This window comes from Microbacterium sp. NPDC056052, assembly GCF_042266785.1.
Lineage (GTDB): Bacteria > Actinomycetota > Actinomycetes > Actinomycetales > Microbacteriaceae > Microbacterium.
In genome coordinates this window covers 159,127-178,920 of record NZ_JBHJWV010000006.1, presented here as the reverse complement: position 1 = coordinate 178,920, position 19,794 = coordinate 159,127, and the positions used below count along the sequence as shown (strand labels likewise).

General features: G+C 70.7%; 16 protein-coding genes. 11 read left to right on the top strand and 5 right to left on the bottom strand.

Features of this window, described 5'->3' with window-relative positions:
- Nucleotides 1–43: 43 nt before the first annotated feature.
- The 3 genes from ACFC1J_RS13150 to ACFC1J_RS13140 are packed head-to-tail and all read right to left on the bottom strand — an operon-like array spanning nt 44 to nt 3,521.
- Nucleotides 44–889: a transglutaminase N-terminal domain-containing protein gene (locus ACFC1J_RS13150; protein ID WP_375906656.1), complete on the bottom strand. Its 846-nt coding sequence runs from the start codon at nt 887–889 to the stop codon at nt 44–46.
- Nucleotides 886–1,812: an alpha-E domain-containing protein gene (locus ACFC1J_RS13145; protein ID WP_375906653.1), complete on the bottom strand. Its 927-nt coding sequence runs from the start codon at nt 1,810–1,812 to the stop codon at nt 886–888. Before ACFC1J_RS13145 ends, ACFC1J_RS13150 begins: the two co-directional genes overlap by 4 nt.
- Nucleotides 1,806–3,521, bottom strand: coding sequence for a circularly permuted type 2 ATP-grasp protein (locus tag ACFC1J_RS13140; protein WP_375906650.1), 1,716 nt, complete (start codon nt 3,519–3,521; stop codon nt 1,806–1,808). Before ACFC1J_RS13140 ends, ACFC1J_RS13145 begins: the two co-directional genes overlap by 7 nt.
- Nucleotides 3,522–3,723: 202 nt before the next feature.
- Between ACFC1J_RS13140 and ACFC1J_RS13135 the strand changes: the two genes are divergently transcribed.
- Both ACFC1J_RS13135 and ACFC1J_RS13130 read left to right on the top strand, forming a co-directional pair.
- Complete coding sequence (locus ACFC1J_RS13135) at nt 3,724–5,370, top strand: thiamine pyrophosphate-binding protein (RefSeq protein WP_375906647.1); 1,647 nt, start codon at nt 3,724–3,726, stop codon at nt 5,368–5,370.
- Between the two features lie 57 nt (nt 5,371–5,427).
- Nucleotides 5,428–6,288 (top strand): PhzF family phenazine biosynthesis protein, encoded by an 861-nt coding sequence (locus ACFC1J_RS13130; protein ID WP_375906644.1) that lies wholly within the window; start codon nt 5,428–5,430, stop codon nt 6,286–6,288.
- 140 nt (nt 6,289–6,428) lie between these two features.
- Here the strand turns inward: ACFC1J_RS13130 and ACFC1J_RS13125 are convergent, their stop codons facing one another.
- Nucleotides 6,429–8,297 (bottom strand): FAD-dependent monooxygenase, encoded by a 1,869-nt coding sequence (locus ACFC1J_RS13125; RefSeq protein WP_375906641.1) that lies wholly within the window; start codon nt 8,295–8,297, stop codon nt 6,429–6,431.
- Nucleotides 8,298–8,477: 180 nt separating this feature from the next.
- On the opposite strand from ACFC1J_RS13125, the gene ACFC1J_RS13120 reads away from it, so the two are divergent.
- Nucleotides 8,478–9,176, top strand: coding sequence for an IclR family transcriptional regulator (locus ACFC1J_RS13120; RefSeq protein WP_375906638.1), 699 nt, complete (start codon nt 8,478–8,480; stop codon nt 9,174–9,176).
- Nucleotides 9,177–9,303: 127 nt separating this feature from the next.
- Here the strand turns inward: ACFC1J_RS13120 and ACFC1J_RS13115 are convergent, their stop codons facing one another.
- On the bottom strand, nt 9,304–10,686 hold the full coding sequence (locus ACFC1J_RS13115) for an MFS transporter (RefSeq protein WP_375906635.1): 1,383 nt from the start codon (nt 10,684–10,686) through the stop codon (nt 9,304–9,306).
- A 186-nt stretch (nt 10,687–10,872) separates the two neighbouring features.
- Here ACFC1J_RS13115 and ACFC1J_RS13110 point away from each other — a divergent pair, with 186 nt between their 5' ends.
- The 8 genes from ACFC1J_RS13110 (at nt 10,873) to ACFC1J_RS13075 (ending at nt 19,773) form a co-directional block, all read left to right on the top strand.
- On the top strand, nt 10,873–12,393 hold the full coding sequence (locus tag ACFC1J_RS13110) for a fumarylacetoacetate hydrolase family protein (RefSeq protein WP_375906632.1): 1,521 nt from the start codon (nt 10,873–10,875) through the stop codon (nt 12,391–12,393).
- Entirely contained in the window at nt 12,393–13,058 is a 666-nt protein-coding gene (locus ACFC1J_RS13105) for a GntR family transcriptional regulator (RefSeq protein ID WP_375906629.1), read from the top strand. Before ACFC1J_RS13110 ends, ACFC1J_RS13105 begins: the two co-directional genes overlap by 1 nt.
- Nucleotides 13,059–13,099: 41 nt before the next feature.
- Nucleotides 13,100–14,638 (top strand): 5-carboxymethyl-2-hydroxymuconate semialdehyde dehydrogenase, encoded by a 1,539-nt coding sequence (hpaE, locus tag ACFC1J_RS13100; protein WP_375906626.1) that lies wholly within the window; start codon nt 13,100–13,102, stop codon nt 14,636–14,638.
- Nucleotides 14,639–14,673: 35 nt separating this feature from the next.
- Complete coding sequence (gene hpaD / locus ACFC1J_RS13095; protein ID WP_375906623.1) at nt 14,674–15,837, top strand: 3,4-dihydroxyphenylacetate 2,3-dioxygenase; 1,164 nt, start codon at nt 14,674–14,676, stop codon at nt 15,835–15,837.
- Between the two features lie 173 nt (nt 15,838–16,010).
- Nucleotides 16,011–16,796: a 2-keto-4-pentenoate hydratase gene (locus ACFC1J_RS13090; protein ID WP_375906620.1), complete on the top strand. Its 786-nt coding sequence runs from the start codon at nt 16,011–16,013 to the stop codon at nt 16,794–16,796.
- Nucleotides 16,781–17,584, top strand: coding sequence for an HpcH/HpaI aldolase/citrate lyase family protein (locus tag ACFC1J_RS13085; RefSeq protein ID WP_375906617.1), 804 nt, complete (start codon nt 16,781–16,783; stop codon nt 17,582–17,584). The genes ACFC1J_RS13090 and ACFC1J_RS13085 overlap by 16 nt, the downstream gene beginning before the upstream one ends.
- A gap of 169 nt (nt 17,585–17,753) precedes the next feature.
- The gene (locus ACFC1J_RS13080) at nt 17,754–19,004 is read left to right on the top strand and encodes an MFS transporter (protein ID WP_375906614.1); all 1,251 of its coding nucleotides are present in this window, start codon (nt 17,754–17,756) and stop codon (nt 19,002–19,004) included.
- A 37-nt stretch (nt 19,005–19,041) separates the two neighbouring features.
- Nucleotides 19,042–19,773, top strand: coding sequence for a DUF6882 domain-containing protein (locus ACFC1J_RS13075; RefSeq protein WP_375906611.1), 732 nt, complete (start codon nt 19,042–19,044; stop codon nt 19,771–19,773).
- The last annotated feature ends 21 nt before the right edge of the window (nt 19,774–19,794 follow it).

Below are 19,794 nucleotides of genomic sequence, written 5' to 3'. Positions count from 1 at the left end.
CACGGCACACCCCGCGGCACCCGCGAGACTCGGGCTGCGCGGCTCACTCGAGCCGGGTCAGCTCCACCGAGACGAACAGCTCCGAGCCGCCCGCGCCCGCGTACACGCCACGCAGAGGAGCCACATCCGCGTACTCCCGTCCGTGGCCGACCCGGACGTGCGATTCGCCGATCTCCACGAGATTCGTGGGATCGTAGCCGCGCCACCGCCCGGAGAACCACTCCACCCACGCGTGGGATTCGCCGACGACCGCGTCTCCGATCACCGCGGTCGGGTCGGGGTGCAGATACCCCGAGACATAGCGCGCCGGAATCCCCGCGGCCCGCAACACCCCGAGCGCGATGTGCGCGATGTCCTGGCACACGCCGGAGCGGGTGGGCCAGGCGTCGCGCGCCACGGAGTGCACGCCGGTGACTCCGCTTCGGTACTCCATCGCCTCGCCGACGGCGCGGCAGATCGCGCGCGCGGTCTCGTCGACGTCGAGCCTGTCCGCGCGGATCCGGTCAGCGAGGGCCCGCATCTCCTCGTCCGGATCGGTTGCAGGGGTCTGCGCGATCAGTTCGGCCAGCGCGAGCGATCGCGGGATCCGCGTGGCCAGCTCCTGCCACGTGATGACCTCGCCGGCCGCCGCGACCGGCCGTACGTCGACCATGCTCGTCGCGGTCACCTCCAGCACCCGGTGCGGTGAGAGCACCTCGAACGTCGACACCCTGGTGCCCCAGTGATCGGAGTAGGAGTGCTGCGTTGCGGCCGGGGTGATCGCGAGCGCGGCCTGCAGCACGAACTGGCCTTCCTGGGAGTGCGGCAGCATCCGCGCCTCGTTGTACGACGCGGTCGCCGGTTCCGGATACCGGAAGCCCGTACGGTGCGAGATGCGCAGACGGCTCACAGCGCCTCTCCGATCCACACCGGCATCGCGATCGAGGGGAAGTACTGCTCCCGGATCGCATCGCTCGCCAACGAGACGCCCACCTGCACCTCTTCCATGCTCTCCGCCAGCCGGTGCACGGTGTCGCCGATCGGTCGGAATTCGAGTTCGGACCGCATCCGTCCGAGCACCTGGCTCGCGCGTCCGGGCGCACGGAACGCTCCGCTCGGCTCGATGCCGCGCAGGCACTCCTCCGCGTGCAGGATGCTCGCCAGCACCGAGCGCGGGAACAGCCGGTCCACCAGCAGGAACTCGACCGCCGAGGTGGCCGTCGGCACCGCGGGGTGGCTGCGCAGATGAGCCTCGTAGGCGCCGCAACTGCGCAGCAGCGTCGTCCAACTCGGTCCGCCGGCCTCCGTGAGCGAGCGGGTCGCGAGCAGTCGCGCCGTCATGTCCGCGCGCTCGATCGCCCGGCCGAGGGAGAAGAACTGCCAGGCCACGTCACGGCTGGTGGAGGAGTCGACGACACCGAACGCGAGCGCCGCGCGGTCCCGCACCCAGCGGAAGTACTGGTGGGTCTTGTCGGTGGCGATCCGGCGCGGAACGCGCGCGTTCGTCTCGTTCAGCGTCTCCCACAGATCCGTGGAGATGATCTCGCGGGCCCGCCGCGCGTTCTCCCGCGCCGCCCCGATCGAATGCGCGATCGACGCCGCATGATCCGGATCCAGGGCGAGCAGGTTCATCACGTCCTCGCGGCTCAGGGCGGTGCCGGCATCGACCGCCGTGCCCATGACCGACAGCAGGGCTCGACAGGCGGTGTCCTCATCGACCCAGGGGTCCTCCAGCAGCAACTGCAGATGCACGTCGAGGATCCGCGCGGTGCCATCGCCGCGCTCCACGTAGCGGCCGATCCAGAACAGCGCTTCGGCGATCCGGCTCAGCACGTCCTCGCCCCCTCCGCCTCGGGCGAAGAGGATGCCTGCTGCTGTTGCTGTTGCTGTTGCTGCTGCTGCCGGGCCACGAGATCCTCGTCCTGCGGCGAGGAGAGGAACGGCGTGTGCGGGTCCGCACGCAGCGACGACGACGAGACCACGGGGATCGCGCTGGTCGCCAGCGACACCTCATCGGAGGCGGCATCGGCGACGCCCGTGGCGCCGACCGCGGGGACCGCTCCGGTCATCAGCGGGGAGGGGTCCAGCACCCAGGTGTCCTTGGACCCGCCGCCCTGGCTCGAGTTCACCACCAGCTGCCCCTCGGGCAGCGCGACCCTGGTGAGCCCTCCGGGCAGCACCCAGATGTCGGTGCCGTCGTTCACCGCGAACGGGCGCAGATCCGCATGGCGGGGACGGAAACCGTCTTCGACCAGCGTCGGGATCGTGGACAGCTGCACGACGGGCTGCGCGATCCAACCGCGCGGGTCCTCGAGGAGACGCCGGCGCAGAAGGTCCAGGGTCTCGCGCGACGCGTCCGGCCCGATCACGATCCCCTTGCCGCCCGACCCGTCGACCGGTTTGACGACCAGCTCGTCCAGTCGATCGAGCACCTCGGCGAGGGCGTCGGGTTCGGAGAGCCGCCAGGTATCCACATTCGGCAGGATCGGATCTTCGTCGAGGTAGTAGCGGATGAGCTCCGGAACGTAGGTGTAGACGAGCTTGTCATCGGCGACGCCGTTGCCGACCGCGTTCGCGATCGTCACGGTGCCCAGACGCGCGGCGAGCATCAGCCCCGGCGCCCCCAGCACTGAATCGGGGCGGAAGTGCTGCGGATCGAGGAACTCGTCGTCGACCCGGCGGTAGATGACGTCGACACGGGTCGGGCCGGCGGTGGTGTGCATCCACACGCGCCCTCCGGCGCAGAACAGGTCTCGGCCCTCGACGAGCTCGACACCCATCATGCGCGCGAGCAGGGTGTGCTCGTAGTACGCGGAGTTGTGCACCCCGGGGGTGAGCACGACCACGGTCGGGTCGTCCACCCCCTGCGGCGCCGCGGCCCGCAGGGCCTGCAGCAGGCGGGCCGGGTAGTCCACCACGGGACGTACGCGCAGACTCGTGAACAGTTCGGGCAGGGTCTGCGCCATCACCCGGCGATTCGCGAGCACGTAGCTCACCCCGCTCGGCACGCGCACGTTGTCCTCCAGTACGCGCCAGGCACCCTGACCATCGCGGATCACATCAATGCCGGCGACGTGGATCCTCACCCCGTTCGCCCCGACGATGCCGGAGGCCTGCCGGTGGTAGTGCGTCGAGGATGAGATCAGGGACGCGGGGATGATGCCGTCCGCCACCGCGCTGCACGAGCCGTAGACGTCGGTGAGGAAGGCCTCGAGCGCTCGCACCCGCTGCGCGACGCCGCGCTCGACGTACGACCAGTCGTCGGCGGCGATGACCCGCGGCACGACATCGAGCGGGAACGGCCGCTCCTCGCCCGCGAAGTCGAAGGTGACCCCCTGCGCGAGGTAGGAGCTCGCCAGCGCCTCGGTCCGCGCTCGGAGCTCGGCGTCGTCCATCCCCGCCAGCGCGGGGTACATCTCGCGGTAGGGGCGACGCACCTCGGTCCCGCCGGGGATGGCGTCCGCGGGGAACATCTCGTCCCAGGCGGAGGACGGGGGGAGATCGCCCGTTCGGGTCGCATAGCCGCGGAAGAGTGACTGCATGGCCGTATGATCCCGGCTCCGTGTTTCCGTTCCGAGTCGGCGGGAAGACGGCATGTTTCGCGGGAGGACGGAGTAGACTTCCGAGGTCCGGCGCAGCGCGCCGGTGCTCGAAAAAGGGGCACGAAGCCCGCAGCGCGACGACGCGCTCCGGCGAGACACATACGGATCCTCGTTCCGTTGTCGTCTCGAAAGGCCGTTCCGCATGCCCACCGTCTCCGCGCACGTCGCTCTCACCCTCGCCCAGCACATCGACGCCGTCTTCGGCGTGATGGGCAATGGCAACGCCTACTTCCTCGACGCGATCGAGAAGCAGACCGACGCCTCGTTCACCGCCGTCCGGCACGAGCAGGGCGCCGTGGTCGCCGCCGACGCGCACTTCCGTGCCTCGGGCCGGATCGCCGCCGCCACCAGCACCTACGGCGCCGGCTTCACCAACACCCTCACCGGCCTCGCGGAATCGGTGCAGGCGCACATCCCGCTCGTGCTGGTCGTCGGCGACGAGCCCACGAGCGGTCCGCGCCCCTGGGACGTCGATCAGATCGCCCTCGCCTCGGGCGTCGGCGCCCGCACGTACACGGTGGGCCGGGCCGACGCGGCCGCCACCACGGTCATCGCGATCGAGCACGCCCTCACCTACCGGGTGCCGGTCGTCCTGGCGATCCCCTACGACGTCGCCGCTCTCGAAGCGGGCGAGGTGCCCGCCGCCCCTGCCCCGCGCGTGCCGGCGCCGCTCGCCCCGAAGGGCGAGTTCGCGGAGGGGATGCTCGACCGCGTGGCCGAGGCCCTGCGCTCCGCGAAACGCCCGTTCCTGCTCGCCGGACGCGGCGCCTGGCTCGCCGGCGCGGGTGAGGCCCTCGGCGCGCTGGCCGACGCGACCGGTGCGCTCACCGCGTCCTCCGCGCTCGGCCGCGGGGTGTTCCCCGACCAGCGCTTCGACGTCGGCGTGACCGGCGGCTTCGGCGCCGAGGGCGCGATGGAGTTCATCCGCGAGGCCGACGTCGCGGTGGTCTTCGGCGCCTCGCTCAACCAGTTCACGATGCGGTTCGGCGCGCTGTTCGCCCCGGACACGCAGGTCTTCCAGATCGACGTGGCGCCCGCGGCCACGCATGCGCACGTCGGCGGCTTCGTGCGCGCCGACGCCAGGCTCGCGGCCGAGGAGCTCGTGTCGCGGCTGCAGGGCGTCGGGGGATCCGGCTGGCGCGAGAGCGTCGACGTCGCCGCCGCCCGCGTCTACGACTCCGGTGACGAGACCGCGCCCGACGGCCGTCTCGACCCGCGCTCCGCGGCGCTCCGCATCGCCGAGCTCCTCCCCCAGGACCGCGTCGTGGTCTCGGACGGCGGGCACTTCATCGGCTGGGCGAACATGTACTGGCCGGTCGCGTCGCCCGACCGGATGATGATGATCGGCACCGCGTTCCAGGCGATCGGCCAGGGCTGGCCGAGCGTCGTCGGCGCCACGCGCGCCCGCCCGGAGGCGACCGTGGTGCTCACCTCCGGCGACGGCGGCGGCCTCATGGCGATCGCCGACCTCGAGTCGGCCGTCCGCGCCGCCGGCGGCCGGGGCATGGCCGTGATCTGGAACGATGCGGCCTACGGCGCCGAGGTGAACCTTTACGGCCTCAAGGGCCTGGCACGCGAGCCCATGCTCATCCCCCAGGTCGACTTCTCCGCCTTCGCCGCGGCCGTGGGCGCGGAGGGGGTCGCCGTGCGCACGCTCGCCGACCTCGACCGCCTCGCCTCCTGGACCGCAGAGGATCCGTCCTCCCGCCCCTTCCTCGTGCTCGACCTGCGGATCTCGGGCGACGTGATCGCTCCGTACCAGGAGGAGATCATCCGCGTGAACTCCTGAGCCCGCGGGCGGTCCGGACGACCCCCGGATCCCCGGCGCGGTCCTAGGCTCGATCTCATGAGCGCCAGCCCCGAGATCCTCCGCTACGCCGCCTTCGCCGATGCCCCCGAGGGCGGCAACCCGGCGGGCATCGTCCTCGGCGCCGCCGCGCTGACCGACGCCGAGATGCTGCGGATCGCCGCCGACGTGGGATACCCGGAGACTGCGTTCCTGCTCTCCTCCGCGACCGTCGACGGCGTCCGGCGGCACCGGATCCGGTACTGGTCGCCCGCCGCGGAGGTCCCGTTCTGCGGGCACGCGACGGTCGCCACCGCCGTCGTCCTCGCCGAGCGCGAGGGGCCAGGGGCGATGGTCTTCGACACCTCCGTCGGCGAGGTCGCGATCACGGCGACGTCCGTGGCGGACGGGGTCGAGGTCTCGTTCACCAGCGTCGAGCCGACCGTGCGCGCGCTGGATCCGCAGGTCCTCGACGAGACCCTCGAGCTGCTCTCGCTGCGCACCGAAGACCTCGATGCGGCCTTCCCGCCGCGGGAGGCGTTCGCGGGCAACTGGCACCCCGTGCTGGTGCTGGCGGATCCGGAGATCTTCCACCAGTTCCGGTTCGCGCCGGAGCCCGTGGCGGAGCTCATGCTCGCTCAGGGCTGGACCGGCACGATCACCGTGCTGCACGCGCTGTCGGACCGCGAGTTCCTGGCCCGCAACATCTTCCCGGTCGCGCGGATCACCGAGGACCCTGCGACCGGATCCGCCGCCGCCGCGACCGGCGCCTACCTGCGCGCGATCGACCGCGTCCCCGAGGGCCGCGTCGTGCGGATCCACCAGGGCGCGCACGTCGGCCGCCCGAGCCTGCTGACCGTCACGATCCCCGGGTCCGGCGGCATCGTCGTGACCGGAGGGGCGACCAGGATCGTGGGCTGAATCGCATCACCGAGTTTCCGCCCGTGTCCCACTTTCGGCTGTGATTCGGCCTGATTCACAGCCGAAAGTGGGACATCACCCGCACATAGTGGGACATGGTGGGCACCGCCCTCCCGGAGCGGGCACAGCCGGCCCGCTGATCACACCTCCAGGAAGGCGCCCTCCAGGAACGACGCGAGCTCGTCGACGCCGTCGAGCGGCAGGATCGCGGCGACGTACTGGTCCGGGCGGACCACCACCACGACGCCGTCGCGGGACAGCTCGCGCTCGGCGAAGATGTCCGTCGCCGACCAGTGCGAGGGCGCCGCGGCGTACAGCTTCTCCCAGTCGGTGAGACCGAGCGGGCCGGTCTTCGGCTGGAACAGCGCGGGCGCGGTCGTGACGTCGAGATCCTCGTAGGACCGCTGAGAGACCGCCTTCACGTCGAACACCGCGTCCACGTCGCCGTCAGCCGGGGTGAAGCGGGCGAACACGGGCGCCGCGGCGGCGGCCCAGGCGTCGAGGCCCGCACCGGAGGCGTCGCCGAACGCATACACGCGCCAGCGGCCATCGGCCTTGGCATGGTGGCCGAGGTGGATGACGTTGCCGTCCGACACGCGCACGACCTCGGCGCTCTTGAAGCGCTTGCCGAGCGGGAAGCCCGCGGCGAGCGCCTGATGCGCGTCGGATCCGGTGATCATCGAGGAGGTGTACCGGGTCATGAAACCCGAGGGGAACTCGGCCGTGGCCAGGTAGTACTTCGCCAGCTCCTGCGGATCCGAGATATCCTCCGGCTTGCGCGCCATGAGCGAGGACCACTCGCGGTCGAAGTCGATGAGCTGCTGGGCGACCGGCTGCCGCTCGGCGCCGTAGGTCGACAGCAGCGCGGCGGGGGCGCGCCCGGTGAGCACCGAGCCCAGCTTCCAGCCGAGGTTGAAGCCGTCCTGCATCGACACGTTCATGCCCTGCCCCGCCTTGGCGCTGTGCGTGTGGCAGGCGTCGCCGGTGAGGAAGACCCGCGGCGCCGCGGCGGATCCGGGATCCACGTCGTCGAAGCCGTCGGTGATGCGGTGGCCGACCTCGTACACGCTGTGCCAGGCGACCTGCTTCACGTCGATCGCGTAGGGGTGCAGGATCTCGTTCGCCTTCGCGATGATCGACTCGATCGGCGTCGCGCGCACGGCGTGGTTGTCATCCGCCGCGACTTCGCCGAGGTCGATGTACATGCGGCTGAGGTAGCCGCCCTCGCGCGGGATGTGCAGGATGTTGCCAGCCTCGGCGTTGATCGCGCACTTGGTGCGCCAGTCCGGGAAGTCCGTGTTGACCAGGACGTCCATGACACCCCAGGCGTGCGCCGCCATGGCGCCGACGTGCGTGCGGCCGATGGCCTCGCGCACGCCGCTGCGGGCGCCGTCGCAGCCGGCGACGTACTTCGCGCGAATGGTGCGCTCCTCGCCCGCGCGCTCCCCCGCGGAGTAGCGCACCCGCACCTCGACGGGATGCTCGCCCTCCTCGTGCACGGTGAGGCCGAGGAACTCCACGCCGTAGTCCGGCAGGATCCGGCCCGGGCCGTCGGCCGCCGCCTCGGCGAAGTAGTCGAGCACGCGCGCCTGGTTGACGATGAGGTGCGGGAACTCGCAGATGTCATAGGCGTAGTCGGCCGTGCGCGCGGTACGGACGATGTTCTGCCGGTTCTCCGGATCCGGGCCCCAGAAGTTCATCCAGCCGATGTTGTAGGCCTCGGCGATGATCCGCTCGGCGAAGCCGAACGCCTGGAACGTCTCGACGCTGCGCGGCTGGATGCCGTCCGCCTGGCCGAGCACGAGGCGTCCGTCGCGCTTCTCGATCAACCGCGTCGTGACATCCGGGTACTGCGACATCTGCGCGGCGAGGAGCATGCCGGCGGGGCCGGATCCGACGATCAGGACGTCCATCGTGTCGGGGAGGTCCGCGGGACGGTCGATGCCCGTGCCCGCGGCGGGGAGCACGCGGGGGTCGTGGGACACGTATCCGTGGTGGTGGAACTGCATCGTCGTCGATTCCTTCCTGACGGCGCCGTCGGGCTCGGTTCGGGCTGGTGCGCGGATCGTGCGCTTCGCGAGAAAACTCTTGATTCTCACCAAATCGTGTTCTATATTCGAACATGACGTTCTACTATTGAACACAGCTTATCCGAGGTCGTGCGAGCGATCAAGACGCGAGGAGTATTCGTGGCCGACGCCCCCGCTTCGCAGACCCTCAGTCGCGGCATCCGGATCCTCGAGGTCCTCGCCGATGCGCGCGGACCGCTCTCGATCGACGAGATCGCCGCAGCACTCGGCGTGCACCGCTCGATCGCCTACCGGCTGCTGCGGACGCTCGAGGATCACAGGCTCGTCTCGCGGGACGCCTCGGGCCTCGTGGCGCTGGGCGCGCGCATGGCCGCGCTCGCCGCGGGCGTCGCGAACGACCTGCAGGCCGAAGCGCTCCCCGAGCTCACCGCCGTCGCGAACGAGCTCGGCATGACCTGCTTCCTCGCGGTGCTCGACGGCGAGGAATGCATCACGCTCGTGAGCGTGGAGCCGCGCCACGCCGTGGCCAGCGTCGCCCAGCACCCCGGCGCGCGGCACTCGGTGACGGTGGGCGCCCCGGGCAAGGCGATCCTCGCCCAGCTCACCGAGCCGGAGTGGCCCGCGGGCGCCGGTGCGGTGCTGCATGCGGAGGCCGCCGGCGTGCGCACCACGGGATACGCCACGAGCCATGACGAGGTGATCCCCACCGTGCAATCCGTGGCGGTGCCGCTCGCCCTGCGCGGACAGCGCCCGGCCGCGATCGCCGTCTTGCACGTCGCCACGGACCGCACCGACGCGGAGATCGCCGCACGCCTGGAGCGCTCGGCGACGACGATCCGCGACGCGCTCGGGGCCTGAGCCGGACCACCAGCCTCAGCCCACAGGACGAACACAGCTCTGCAGGACGATCGAACACGCATCGTCCTGCAGAGCTGCAAGGAACCTTCGGAGTTGCGGGCGCGGAGCGGCCCCGCGAGAACCGACCTCAGGCCCGCGAAAGCCCTCGGATCGGACTGACAGCCTGCTCGGCCTCAGCCTCCGGCCCAAGCGGGATGCCGCTGCGGTCGCGCAGCAGGAGCGTCGCGAGGAGGCCGATCACGGTCATGCCCGCGAGATACCACGTGACGGCCATGGTGGATCCGGTGGCCTGCACGAGCCATTGCGCGATCGTGGGCGCGAAGGCACCGCCGAGGATCGCGCCGATCGCGTACGAGATCGAGACGCCGGAGAAGCGGATCGATGCCGGGAACAGCTCGGTGTAGAGCGCCGCCTGCGGGCCGTAGGTGAGCCCGAGGCCGACGGTGAGGATCACGAGTCCGGCGAACAGGGCCCCGATGCTGCCCTGGTTGACGAGCGGGAACAGCGTGAACACGCCGATCAGCTGCATGATCCACCCCGCGATGTAGGTGGCGCGACGACCGATCCGGTCCGAGATCCACCCGCCGAAGGCGGCAAACAGCAGCCAAGTGACCGCAGATCCCGCGACGGCCCAGAGCACCGGCCCCTTCTCGAGCTTGAGCGGCCCCTCCGGGTCGGTAGCGTAGTTCTGGATGTAGCCACCGGTCGTCATGTATCCAACCGCGTTGTTGCCGGCGAAGACAAGGGCCGCGATGAGGACGAGCAGTGCGTGCTTGCGGAACAGCTGCACGATCGGCACCCTCGTCTGCTCGCGTCGCTCCGCGATCTCGGTGAAGACCGGACTCTCTTCGACGCGGCGGCGGACGTAGTAGCCGACGAGAATGAGCACGACCGAGAGCAGGAACGGCACGCGCCAACCCCAGGCGAGGAAGGCCTCTCCCGGGGCGATCGCGGTCATCACAGCCATGACGCCGTTGGCGAGCAGCAGGCCGAGCGGCACGCCGATCTGCGGTGCGGCACCGAACAGACCGCGCTTTTTCCGTGGGGCGTGTTCGACGGCCAAAAGCACCGCCCCTCCCCATTCGCCGCCGGCGGAGATGCCCTGCAGCACCCTCAGCAGGATGAGCAAGATAGGGGCAGCCATGCCGATCGCCTGCGCGGTCGGCAGCAGACCGATGAGCGCGGTCGAGGCGCCCATCAGGATCAGGGTGATCATGAGCACGGCCCGCCGGCCGATCTTGTCGCCAAAGTGTCCCGCGAGGAAGGCGCCGAACGGGCGGAACAGGAAGCTGATGCCGATCGTGAGGAAGGCGACGATCTGCTCAGAGCCCTTGCCGAACGGCGAGAAGAACAGATGACCGAACACGAGCGCAGTCGCCGAAGAGTAGATGAAGAAGTCGTACCACTCGACCGTGGTGCCGATGACGGTGGCGAAGACCACCCGCCGCCGGTCCGCCGCTGAGGCGATGGTTCCTGTGGGCGTGAAGCCCGGGGAGGATTCTGCGGACATGCTGTCTCCTTTTGCATGGGACGTCGTCGTCTTGGCCGACATCGTCGTCGTGCCCGTCGCGGAGGTTCAGGATCCTGCGGACGGATCCGGAACCCATGCTTGCCGGGCTCGACCCGATGATATACGATTTCGAATACGAAGCCAAGGAGCACCCTCCCTGGCACCCCACCGCGCGAGGAGGCGCCCATGTCCGCACCGATCGACCGGCCCGGCAAGATCATCGCGATCCACCTCAACTACCGCTCACGTGCCGACCAGCGCGGACGCACTCCCGCCTCCCCCTCCTACTTCTTCAAGCCGTCCTCCTCCGTGGCCGGCACCGACGGCGTCGTGGAACGTCCCGCCGGCACCGAGCTGCTCGCCTTCGAGGGCGAGATCGCGCTCATCATCGGCACCCCCGCCCACCGGGTGAGCGTCGAGGACGCCTGGGCGCACGTCGCCTGGGTGACCGCGTCGAACGACCTCGGCCTGTACGACCTGCGTGCGAACGACAAGGGCTCGAACGTCCGCTCCAAGGGCGGCGACGGCTACACCCCGATCGGCCCCGACCTCATCCCCGCGTCCGAGGTCGACCCCGCCGAGCTGCGCGTGCGCGCCTGGGTGAACGGCGACCTGCGCCAGGACGACGAGACCAGCGGCCTGCTGTTCCCGCTCCCGCAGCTGATCGCCGACCTCTCCCAGCACTTCACGCTCGAGCCCGGCGACGTCATCCTCACCGGAACCCCGGCCGGATCCAGCGTGATCGTCCCAGGAGACGTGGTCGTGGTCGAGGTCGATGCCCCGCACTCCTCCAAGACGCTCACCTCCGGCGGACTGCGCACGACCGTCACGCAGGGCACCGTCCCCTTCGACGGCGCCCTCGGATCCCTTCCCGCTGTGGACGACCTGCAGCGCGCCGAGGCCTGGGGTTCGCGCGAAGAGGCCGGCCTCCCCGATGAGGCGCCGGCCGAGGTGCCCGCCGCGAGGCCCGCGGCTTCCGGGCTCGACGCCCAGCTCCGCGCCAAGCTCATCGCCGCTCCGACCGCCGGCCTCAGCGCCCAGCTGCGCAAGCGCGGGCTGCACGCGTGCTTCATCGACGGCGTCTCGGCCAATCTGCCCGGCGCCAAGATCGTCGGCACGGCGAAGACCCTGCGCTTCGTCCCCGCCCGTGAGGACCTCTTCAAGAGCCACGGCGGCGGCTACAACGCGCAGAAGCGCTGCTTCGACGCCGTGGACGAGGGCGAGATCATCGTGATCGAGGCCCGCGGCGATGCCACCACCGGAACGCTCGGCGACATCCTCGCGCTGCGCGCCAAGGCCCGCCGCGCCGCCGGCGTGGTCACCGACGGCGGCGTGCGCGACTTCGCGGCGGTCGCGGAGATCGGCCTGCCCGTGTTCTCGCAGGGCGCGCACCCCTCCGTGCTCGGCCGCAAGCACGTCCCGTGGGACGTCGACGTGACGATCGCCTGCGGCGGGGCAACGGTGCAGCCGGGCGACATCATCGTCGGCGACAGCGACGGCGTGATCGTGATCCCGCCCGCCCTCGTCGAGGAGGTCGTCGACGCCACCCTCGCCCAGGAGGACGAGGACGCCTGGATCGCCGAGCAGGTCGAGGCCGGTCACGCCGTCGACGGGCTCTTCCCGATGAACGCCGCCTGGCGTGCGAAGTACGACGCCGTGCAGGCCGACCGGTTCCTGAGCGAGCGCAGCGAGACGAAGGACGACTGATGTCCGAGGTCCTCACCGGCAGCAAGTCGGAGCAGGCGTACGCCTGGATCCGCGCGCGCATCGCCTCCCACGCCTACGGCCCCGGCTTCCGCCTCGTGCTCGGCACGATCGCGGACGAGCTCGGCATGAGCGTGGTCCCGGTGCGCGAGGCGATCCGCCGGCTCGAGGCCGAGGGGCTCGTCACGTTCGAGCGCAACGTCGGCGCCCGGGTCACGCTCGTCGACGAGAGCGAGTACGCGCACACGATGCAGACGCTGGGCCTGGTCGAGGGCGCGGCGACATCGCTGTCCGCCCCACTCCTGGACGCGGCCGCGCTGGACCGTGCGCTCGAGGTCAACGACCGCATGACCCGCCTGCTCGAGAACTTCGACGCGCACCGGTTCACCGAGCTGAACCGTCAGTTCCACTCGGTCCTCTACGAGCCGTGCCCGAACCCGCACATCCTCGACCTCGTGCAGCGCGGCTGGGCCCGCCTGAGCGGCATCCGCGAGTCGACGTTCGCCTTCGTGCCGGGACGCGCCGAGCACTCCGTCGAGGAGCACATCCAGATCGTGGAGCTGATCCGCACCGGAGCGGATCCGCTCGAGATCGAGCTCGCCGCCCGCAATCACCGCTGGCGCACGCGCGACGCGTTCCTTGCGGCGCTGCACCCCGAGATCCTCTGACCGCACCACCGAAGCCACCCGAACCACCCGGAAGGACGATGATGACCGACGCCTACGCCCCGGCAGATCTGCCGGAGAAGATCCAGCACTACATCGACGGCGAGTTCGTCGACTCCCTCGACGGCGACACCTTCGAGGTGCTCAACCCCGTCACGAACGAGACCTACGTGCTCGCCGCCGCCGGCAAGAAGGCCGACATCGAGCGCGCCGTCGCCGCCGCCAAGCGCGCCTTCGACGAGGGCCCCTGGCCGCGCATGGTCCCCCGCGAGCGGTCGCGCGTGCTGCACAGGATCGCCGACATCGTCGAGTCCCGGGATGCGCGCCTCGCCGAGCTGGAGTCCTACGACTCGGGCCTCCCGATCACGCAGGCGCTGGGCCAGGCCCGCCGCGCCGCCGAGAACTTCCGCTTCTTCGCCGATCTGATCGTCGCGCAGGCCGACGACGCGTTCAAGGTCCCCGGCAAGCAGATGAACTACGTCAACCGCAAGCCGATCGGCGTCGCGGGGCTCATCACGCCGTGGAACACCCCGTTTATGCTCGAGTCGTGGAAGCTCGGCCCGGCGCTCGCCACCGGCAACACGGTCGTGCTGAAGCCCGCGGAGTTCACCCCGCTGTCTGCCTCCCTGTGGGCGGGCATCTTCGAGGAGGCAGGCCTCCCGAAGGGCGTCTTCAACCTCGTCAACGGCCTCGGCGAGGACGCGGGCGACGCGCTCGTCAAGCACCCCGACGTGCCGCTCATCTCGTTCACCGGCGAGAGCCGCACCGGCCAGATCATCTTCGGCAACGCCGCGCCGTTCCTGAAGGGCCTGTCCATGGAGCTCGGCGGCAAGAGCCCCGCCGTGGTGTTCGCCGACGCCGACCTCGACACCGCGATCGACGCCTGCATCTTCGGCGTGTTCTCGCTGAACGGCGAGCGGTGCACGGCCGGATCCCGCATCATCGTGCAGCGCGACGTCTACGACGAGTTCGTCGAGCGCTACGCCGCGCAGGCGAAGCGCGTCAAGGTCGGCCTGCCGCACGACCCCACGACCGAGGTCGGCGCCCTGGTGCACCCGGAGCACTACGACAAGGTCATGAGCTACGTCGAGATCGGCAAGGGCGAGGGTCGCCTGGTCGCCGGCGGCGGGCGCCCCGAGGGCTTCCCGACGGGCAACTACGTCGCTCCGACCGTGTTCGCCGACGTCGCCCCGGACGCCCGGATCTTCCAGGAGGAGATCTTCGGCCCGGTCGTCGCGATCACCCCCTTCGACACGGACGAAGAGGCGCTCGCCCTCGCGAACAACACGCGCTACGGCCTCGCCGCCTACATCTGGACCAACGACCTCAAGCGCGCGCACAACTTCGCGGGCGCCGTCGAGGCCGGCATGGTGTGGCTCAACTCGAACAACGTGCGCGACCTCCGCACCCCCTTCGGCGGCGTGAAGGCCTCCGGACTCGGTCACGAGGGCGGTTACCGCTCGATCGACTTCTACACCGACCAGCAGAGCGTGCACATCACGCTCGGCGCCCCGCACAACCCGGTGTTCGGCAAGCAGGTACCGCCGACCGAGCAGGATCTCGACGACCCGGATCCCCGCTGACCGGATCCCGAAACTCATCACGCAAGGACGCTGACATGACCAATCGTGCAGACATGACGCTCACCTCCTCGGGCTTCTTCACCAGCCAGGAGGCGCCCATCACGACCGACAACCCGGTCGCCACCCCCTCCTCCCCGCCGCCGGACGTGCTCCGCTGCGCGTACATGGAGCTCGTCGTCACCGACCTCGCCGCGTCGCGGGTGTTCTACGTCGACGTGCTCGGCCTGTACGTCACCGAGGAGGACGACAAGGCGATCTACCTCCGCTCGACCGAGGAGTTCATCCACCACAACCTCGTGCTGCGCAAGGGCCCGGTCGCGGCGGTCGCCGCGTTCTCGTACCGCGTGCGGACGCCGGAGGATCTCGACCTCGCCGTCGCGTTCTACACCGAGCTCGGCTGCGACGTGCGCCGCAACCCGGACGGCTTCGTGAAGGGCATCGGCGACTCGGTACGCGTCGTGGATCCGCTCGGCTTCCCGTACGAGTTCTTCTACCAGACCGACCACGTCGAGCGGATGAGCTGGCGCTACGACCTGCACATCCCCGGCGAGCTCGTGCGCCTGGACCACTTCAACCAGGTCACGCCCGACGTGCCGCGCGCCGTGAAGTACATGCAGGACCTCGGCTTCCGCGTCACGGAGGACATCCAGGACGACGAGGGCACGGTCTACGCCGCGTGGATGCGCCGCAAGCCCACCGTGCACGACACCGCCATGACGGGCGGCGACGGCCCGCGCATGCACCACGTGTGCTTCGCGACGCACGAGAAGCACAACATCCTCGCGATCTGCGACAAGCTCGGCGCCCTCCGCCGCTCCGACGCGATCGAGCGCGGCCCCGGCCGCCACGGCGTGAGCAACGCGTTCTACCTGTACCTGCGCGACCCCGACGGCCACCGCGTCGAGGTCTACACCCAGGACTACTACACGGGCGACCCCGACAACCCGGTGATCACGTGGGACGTGCACGACAACCAGCGCCGCGACTGGTGGGGCAACCCCGTCGTGCCGTCCTGGTATACCGACGCCTCGCTCGTGCTCGACCTGGACGGCAACCCGCAGCCGGTCGTGGCCCGCACCGACTCCAGCGAGATGGCCGTCACGATCGGCGCCGACGGGTTCAGCTACACCCGGCCCGCCGACGAGGAGGCCATGCCGGAGTGGAAGCAGGGCGAGTACAAGCTCGGCCACCAGCTCTAGTCCGGAGCCGGAGTCCGGCTCCGGACTCCGGGGTTTCCTGTCAGGACGCTCAACGGGGACCCCTCACCCCGATGCGTTCTGACAGGAAGCCCCTGCGCCCTCCGCCTCACCTCGCCCGCAGGTGTACGGCCGAGCGTGTACAACGAAGAAGAACGAGACGGAAAGAGGATCTGATGCTCCCCGAATCCACCATCGCCGCGCTCGCCGCAGAGCTCGCCGAGGCCGACCGCACGCACGGCGTGATCCCGCGCATCACGGCGCGCCACCCCGCGGCGACCGTCGAGGACTCGTACGCGATCCAGGGCGTCTGGCGCGACGCGCAGGTGGCCGCAGGGCGCAGGCTCGTGGGGCGCAAGATCGGCCTCACCTCGAAGGCCATGCAGCAGGCCACCGGCATCACGGAGCCCGACTACGGCGTGATGTTCGACGACACCGTGTACCCCTCCGGATCCGAGATCCCGGTCGATCACTTCTCGAACGTGCGCATCGAGGTCGAACTCGCGTTCGTGCTGAAGGAGCCGCTCTCCGGCCCCGACTGCACGCTCGAGGACGCCCTCGCCGCGATCGACTACGCCGTGCCGGCGCTCGAGGTGCTCAACTCGCACATCGAGCTCGAGGGCCGCACGATCGTCGACACGATCAGCGACAACGCCGCGTACGGCGCCATGGTGCTCGGCACCGTGCACAAGCGCCCCGAGGAGATCGACCTGCGCTGGGTGCCCGGCGTGCTGAGTCGCAACGGCGAGATCGAGGAGACCGGGGTCGCCGCCGGCGTGCTGGGTCACCCGGCCACCGGCGTCGCCTGGCTCGCGAACAAGTTCCATCAGCACGGCGCGCGTCTCGAGGCGGGCGAGATCATCCTGGCAGGATCGTTCACGCGCCCGATGTGGGTGGCGCGCGGCGACGAGGTGCTGTGCGACTACGGACCGATGGGAACGATCGAATGCCGCTTCGTCTGAATCCGACCTTCCGCGAGCACCTGGCCGGCGCCGACCGCGCTCTGATCGGGATGTGGTCGTGCACGGGCAGCTCGCTCGTGACCGAGATCGCGGCCGGGAGCGGTCTGGACTGGCTGCTCATCGACGGCGAGCACTCCGCCAACACGCTGGATTCGCTCCAGGTGCAGCTGCAGGCCGTCGCCGCCTACCCGATCACTCCCCTCGTGCGCGTGCCCTGGAACGACCCCGTGACCATCAAGCAGGTGCTCGACCTCGGCGCGCAGAACCTCATCGTGCCGATGGTCTCGTCGGCCGACGAGGCGCGCGCCGCGGTGGCGGCGACCCGGTACCCGCCCGCGGGCGTCCGCGGCGTCGGATCCGCCCTGGCCCGCAGCGCCCGCTGGAACCGCGTCGAGGGCTACCTCGTCGAGGCCGCGCAGCACGTGTCCCTGACCGTGCAGATCGAGACCGCGGCGGGCGTGGCGGCGGCGGCCGAGATCGCCGCCGTCGACGGCGTCGACGCGGTGTTCGTCGGCCCCTCCGACCTGGCCGCGTCGATGGGGCTGCTCGGACAGCAGACGCACCCGGATGTCGTCGCCGCGGTCGAGCACGTGTTCACCGCGGTGGCCGCCGAGGGGACGCCGGTCGGCGTGAACGCGTTCGACCCGGTCGCGGCCGACGGGTACATCGCCGCGGGCGCCTCCTTCGTCGCCGTGGGCGCCGACGTCGCCCTGCTCGCCCGCGCCTCCGAGGCCCTCGCGACCCGCTTCCTCCCGGCCCCGGGCTCGGGCCCCGCCGCCAGCTACTGACCCCCGTCCTTCTCCTCCGCCGCGGCGCCGCCCCCGCCGGGCCCGTTGAGCGGCGCAACGGAAACAAAGTGCGCAGATGGCCGTATCCGAGCGGATTCCAGGGCCGCTCGCGCGCTTCGAACCCGGAGGGAGAACGGCCGGACCGACCGGACCTGCCAGGATGGGGCGGATGAAGAAGGCCCTCGCCGCGCTGCAGGACCGCGGGTTCCGCTGGTTCTTCCTCGCGCGCACCCTCACGCTCGTCACGGGCTCGATGTCCTCGATCGCTCTCGCGTTCGCGGTGCTGAGCATCGACAACGACGCCGGCGCGCTCTCGATCGTGCTCACCGCGTTCACCGTGGCGAACATCGTCTTCCTGCTGCTCGGCGGCGTCGTCGCGGACCGGCTGCCGCGCGCGCTCGTGATCCAGACCAGCTACGTCGTGGACATCCTCTCGATCGGCACCACGGCCGCCCTGCTCTTCACGCACACCGCCACCGTGCCGCTGCTCGCCGGACTCGCCGCACTGAACGGAGCCTCGGCCGCGTTCGTGATGCCCGCGATGCAGGGCCTCATCCCGCAGCTGACCGCACCCGGCCATCTGCAGCAGGCGAACGCGCTGCTGTCCTTCGCCCGGTCCGCCACGACGATCGCGGGCCCGGTCGTCGCGGGAGGCATCGTCGCCCTCGCCGGCCCCGCCTGGGTCATGGTGATCCAGGCGGCCGGCTGGGCGCTCGCGATCGTCTTCCTGGCGCTCGTGCGTCTGCCGCCGCCGGTCCGCGGACAGCGCGCAGGGCTCTTCCACGACCTTCACGACGGCTGGCGCGAGTTCTGGTCCCGCCCGTGGCTCTGGATCGTCGTGCTCGCGTTCATGGTCCTCAACGCGATCCACGTCGGAGCCTGGGGCGTCGCGGGTCCGTACATCGCCAAGAACGACCCGCTCCTCGGCATCGTCGGGTGGGGATGGGTCGTCAGCGCGGAGGGCGCCGGCGTGCTGGTGATGACGCTGCTGCTGCTCTGGCTGCCGCTGCGGCGTCCGCTGCGGCTCGGCATGCTGGGGATGAGCGCATTGGCGATCCCGCTCACGCTCCTGGGCGTGCACCCCTCGGTGCTGCTCCTGGTGGCGGCGGCCTTCATCGCGGGAGCGGGCGTCGAGGTGTTCAGCACCGGATGGAACGTCACGATGATGGAGCAGATCCCCGAGGAGAAGCTGTCCAGGGTGTCCAGCTACGACATGCTGGGGAGCTTCATCGCGATGCCGATCGGCACGCTCGCGTTCGGCTGGCTGATCGCACGCGCGGACGTGACGGCGCTCATGGTGGGCTCGGCGATCGTCTACGCCGTGATCGCCCTGGGCACGATGCTGGTCCCGAGCATCTGGCGCATGGGACGGGCGAGGGTCCCGGTCGCCGAGCGCGAGCCCGTCTCGGGCGGCGCCTGACTGGCGCATTCATAGGCGTCCGCGGCAGGATGAGGGCATGACCTTCCCCGCCCTCGCGCCCCTCGCCGACCGCGCGGCGCTGTTCGCCGCCCTCCGCCAGGACCAGCTGGTCACTGCGACCGCCGCCCTGGGCGAGCACCGCTGGGACGTCGATCTCGCGGCGGGCACCCTCACCTTCACGTCCGAGACGGATCCGAGCCGTCGGCTCGTCGCGCGCACGTCGCTCGTCGCCACGATCGCCCCGGGACCCCGCTCGCTGATGTGGGCCTGGGCGCACCCCCAGGGCGGATCCGACCCGTCGATCGCGAGCCTGCGCGACTACGGCACGACGTACTCGATCGACGAGCTCTCGAACGCGGAGCTGCCGTTCCCGGCCGAGACCGACGCGGACCTGGATGGCTGGATCACCGGCGCCGCGCACCAGATCGGCGCGATCGCCGAGGAGATCACCGGACGCTCGCCGTACTACTCCGCGCCGGTCGGCAGCGGCACGCGGGCCGTGTTCCTGCTCGACGCTCCGCTTCCTCCGCTCACGGTCGCCGACGCCGTCATCGCGCTGCCGCGGATCCTCTCGGAGCTGACGCTCTCCGACGCGCGCTCCTCGGTGTGGGACCTGGCCCGGCTCGCGGGCTGGACCATGCAGTGGGCCGACGAAGCCTACTCGGCGGCGATCGTCAGCGACGCGAGCGGCAGCGCTACGTTCCGCTTCGACGAGTACGCCCGCATCGCCGGCGTCGAGTCGCAGCTCGGGCAGCCCCCGCAGGCCTGACCCGGACGCCCCGAAGCGCCC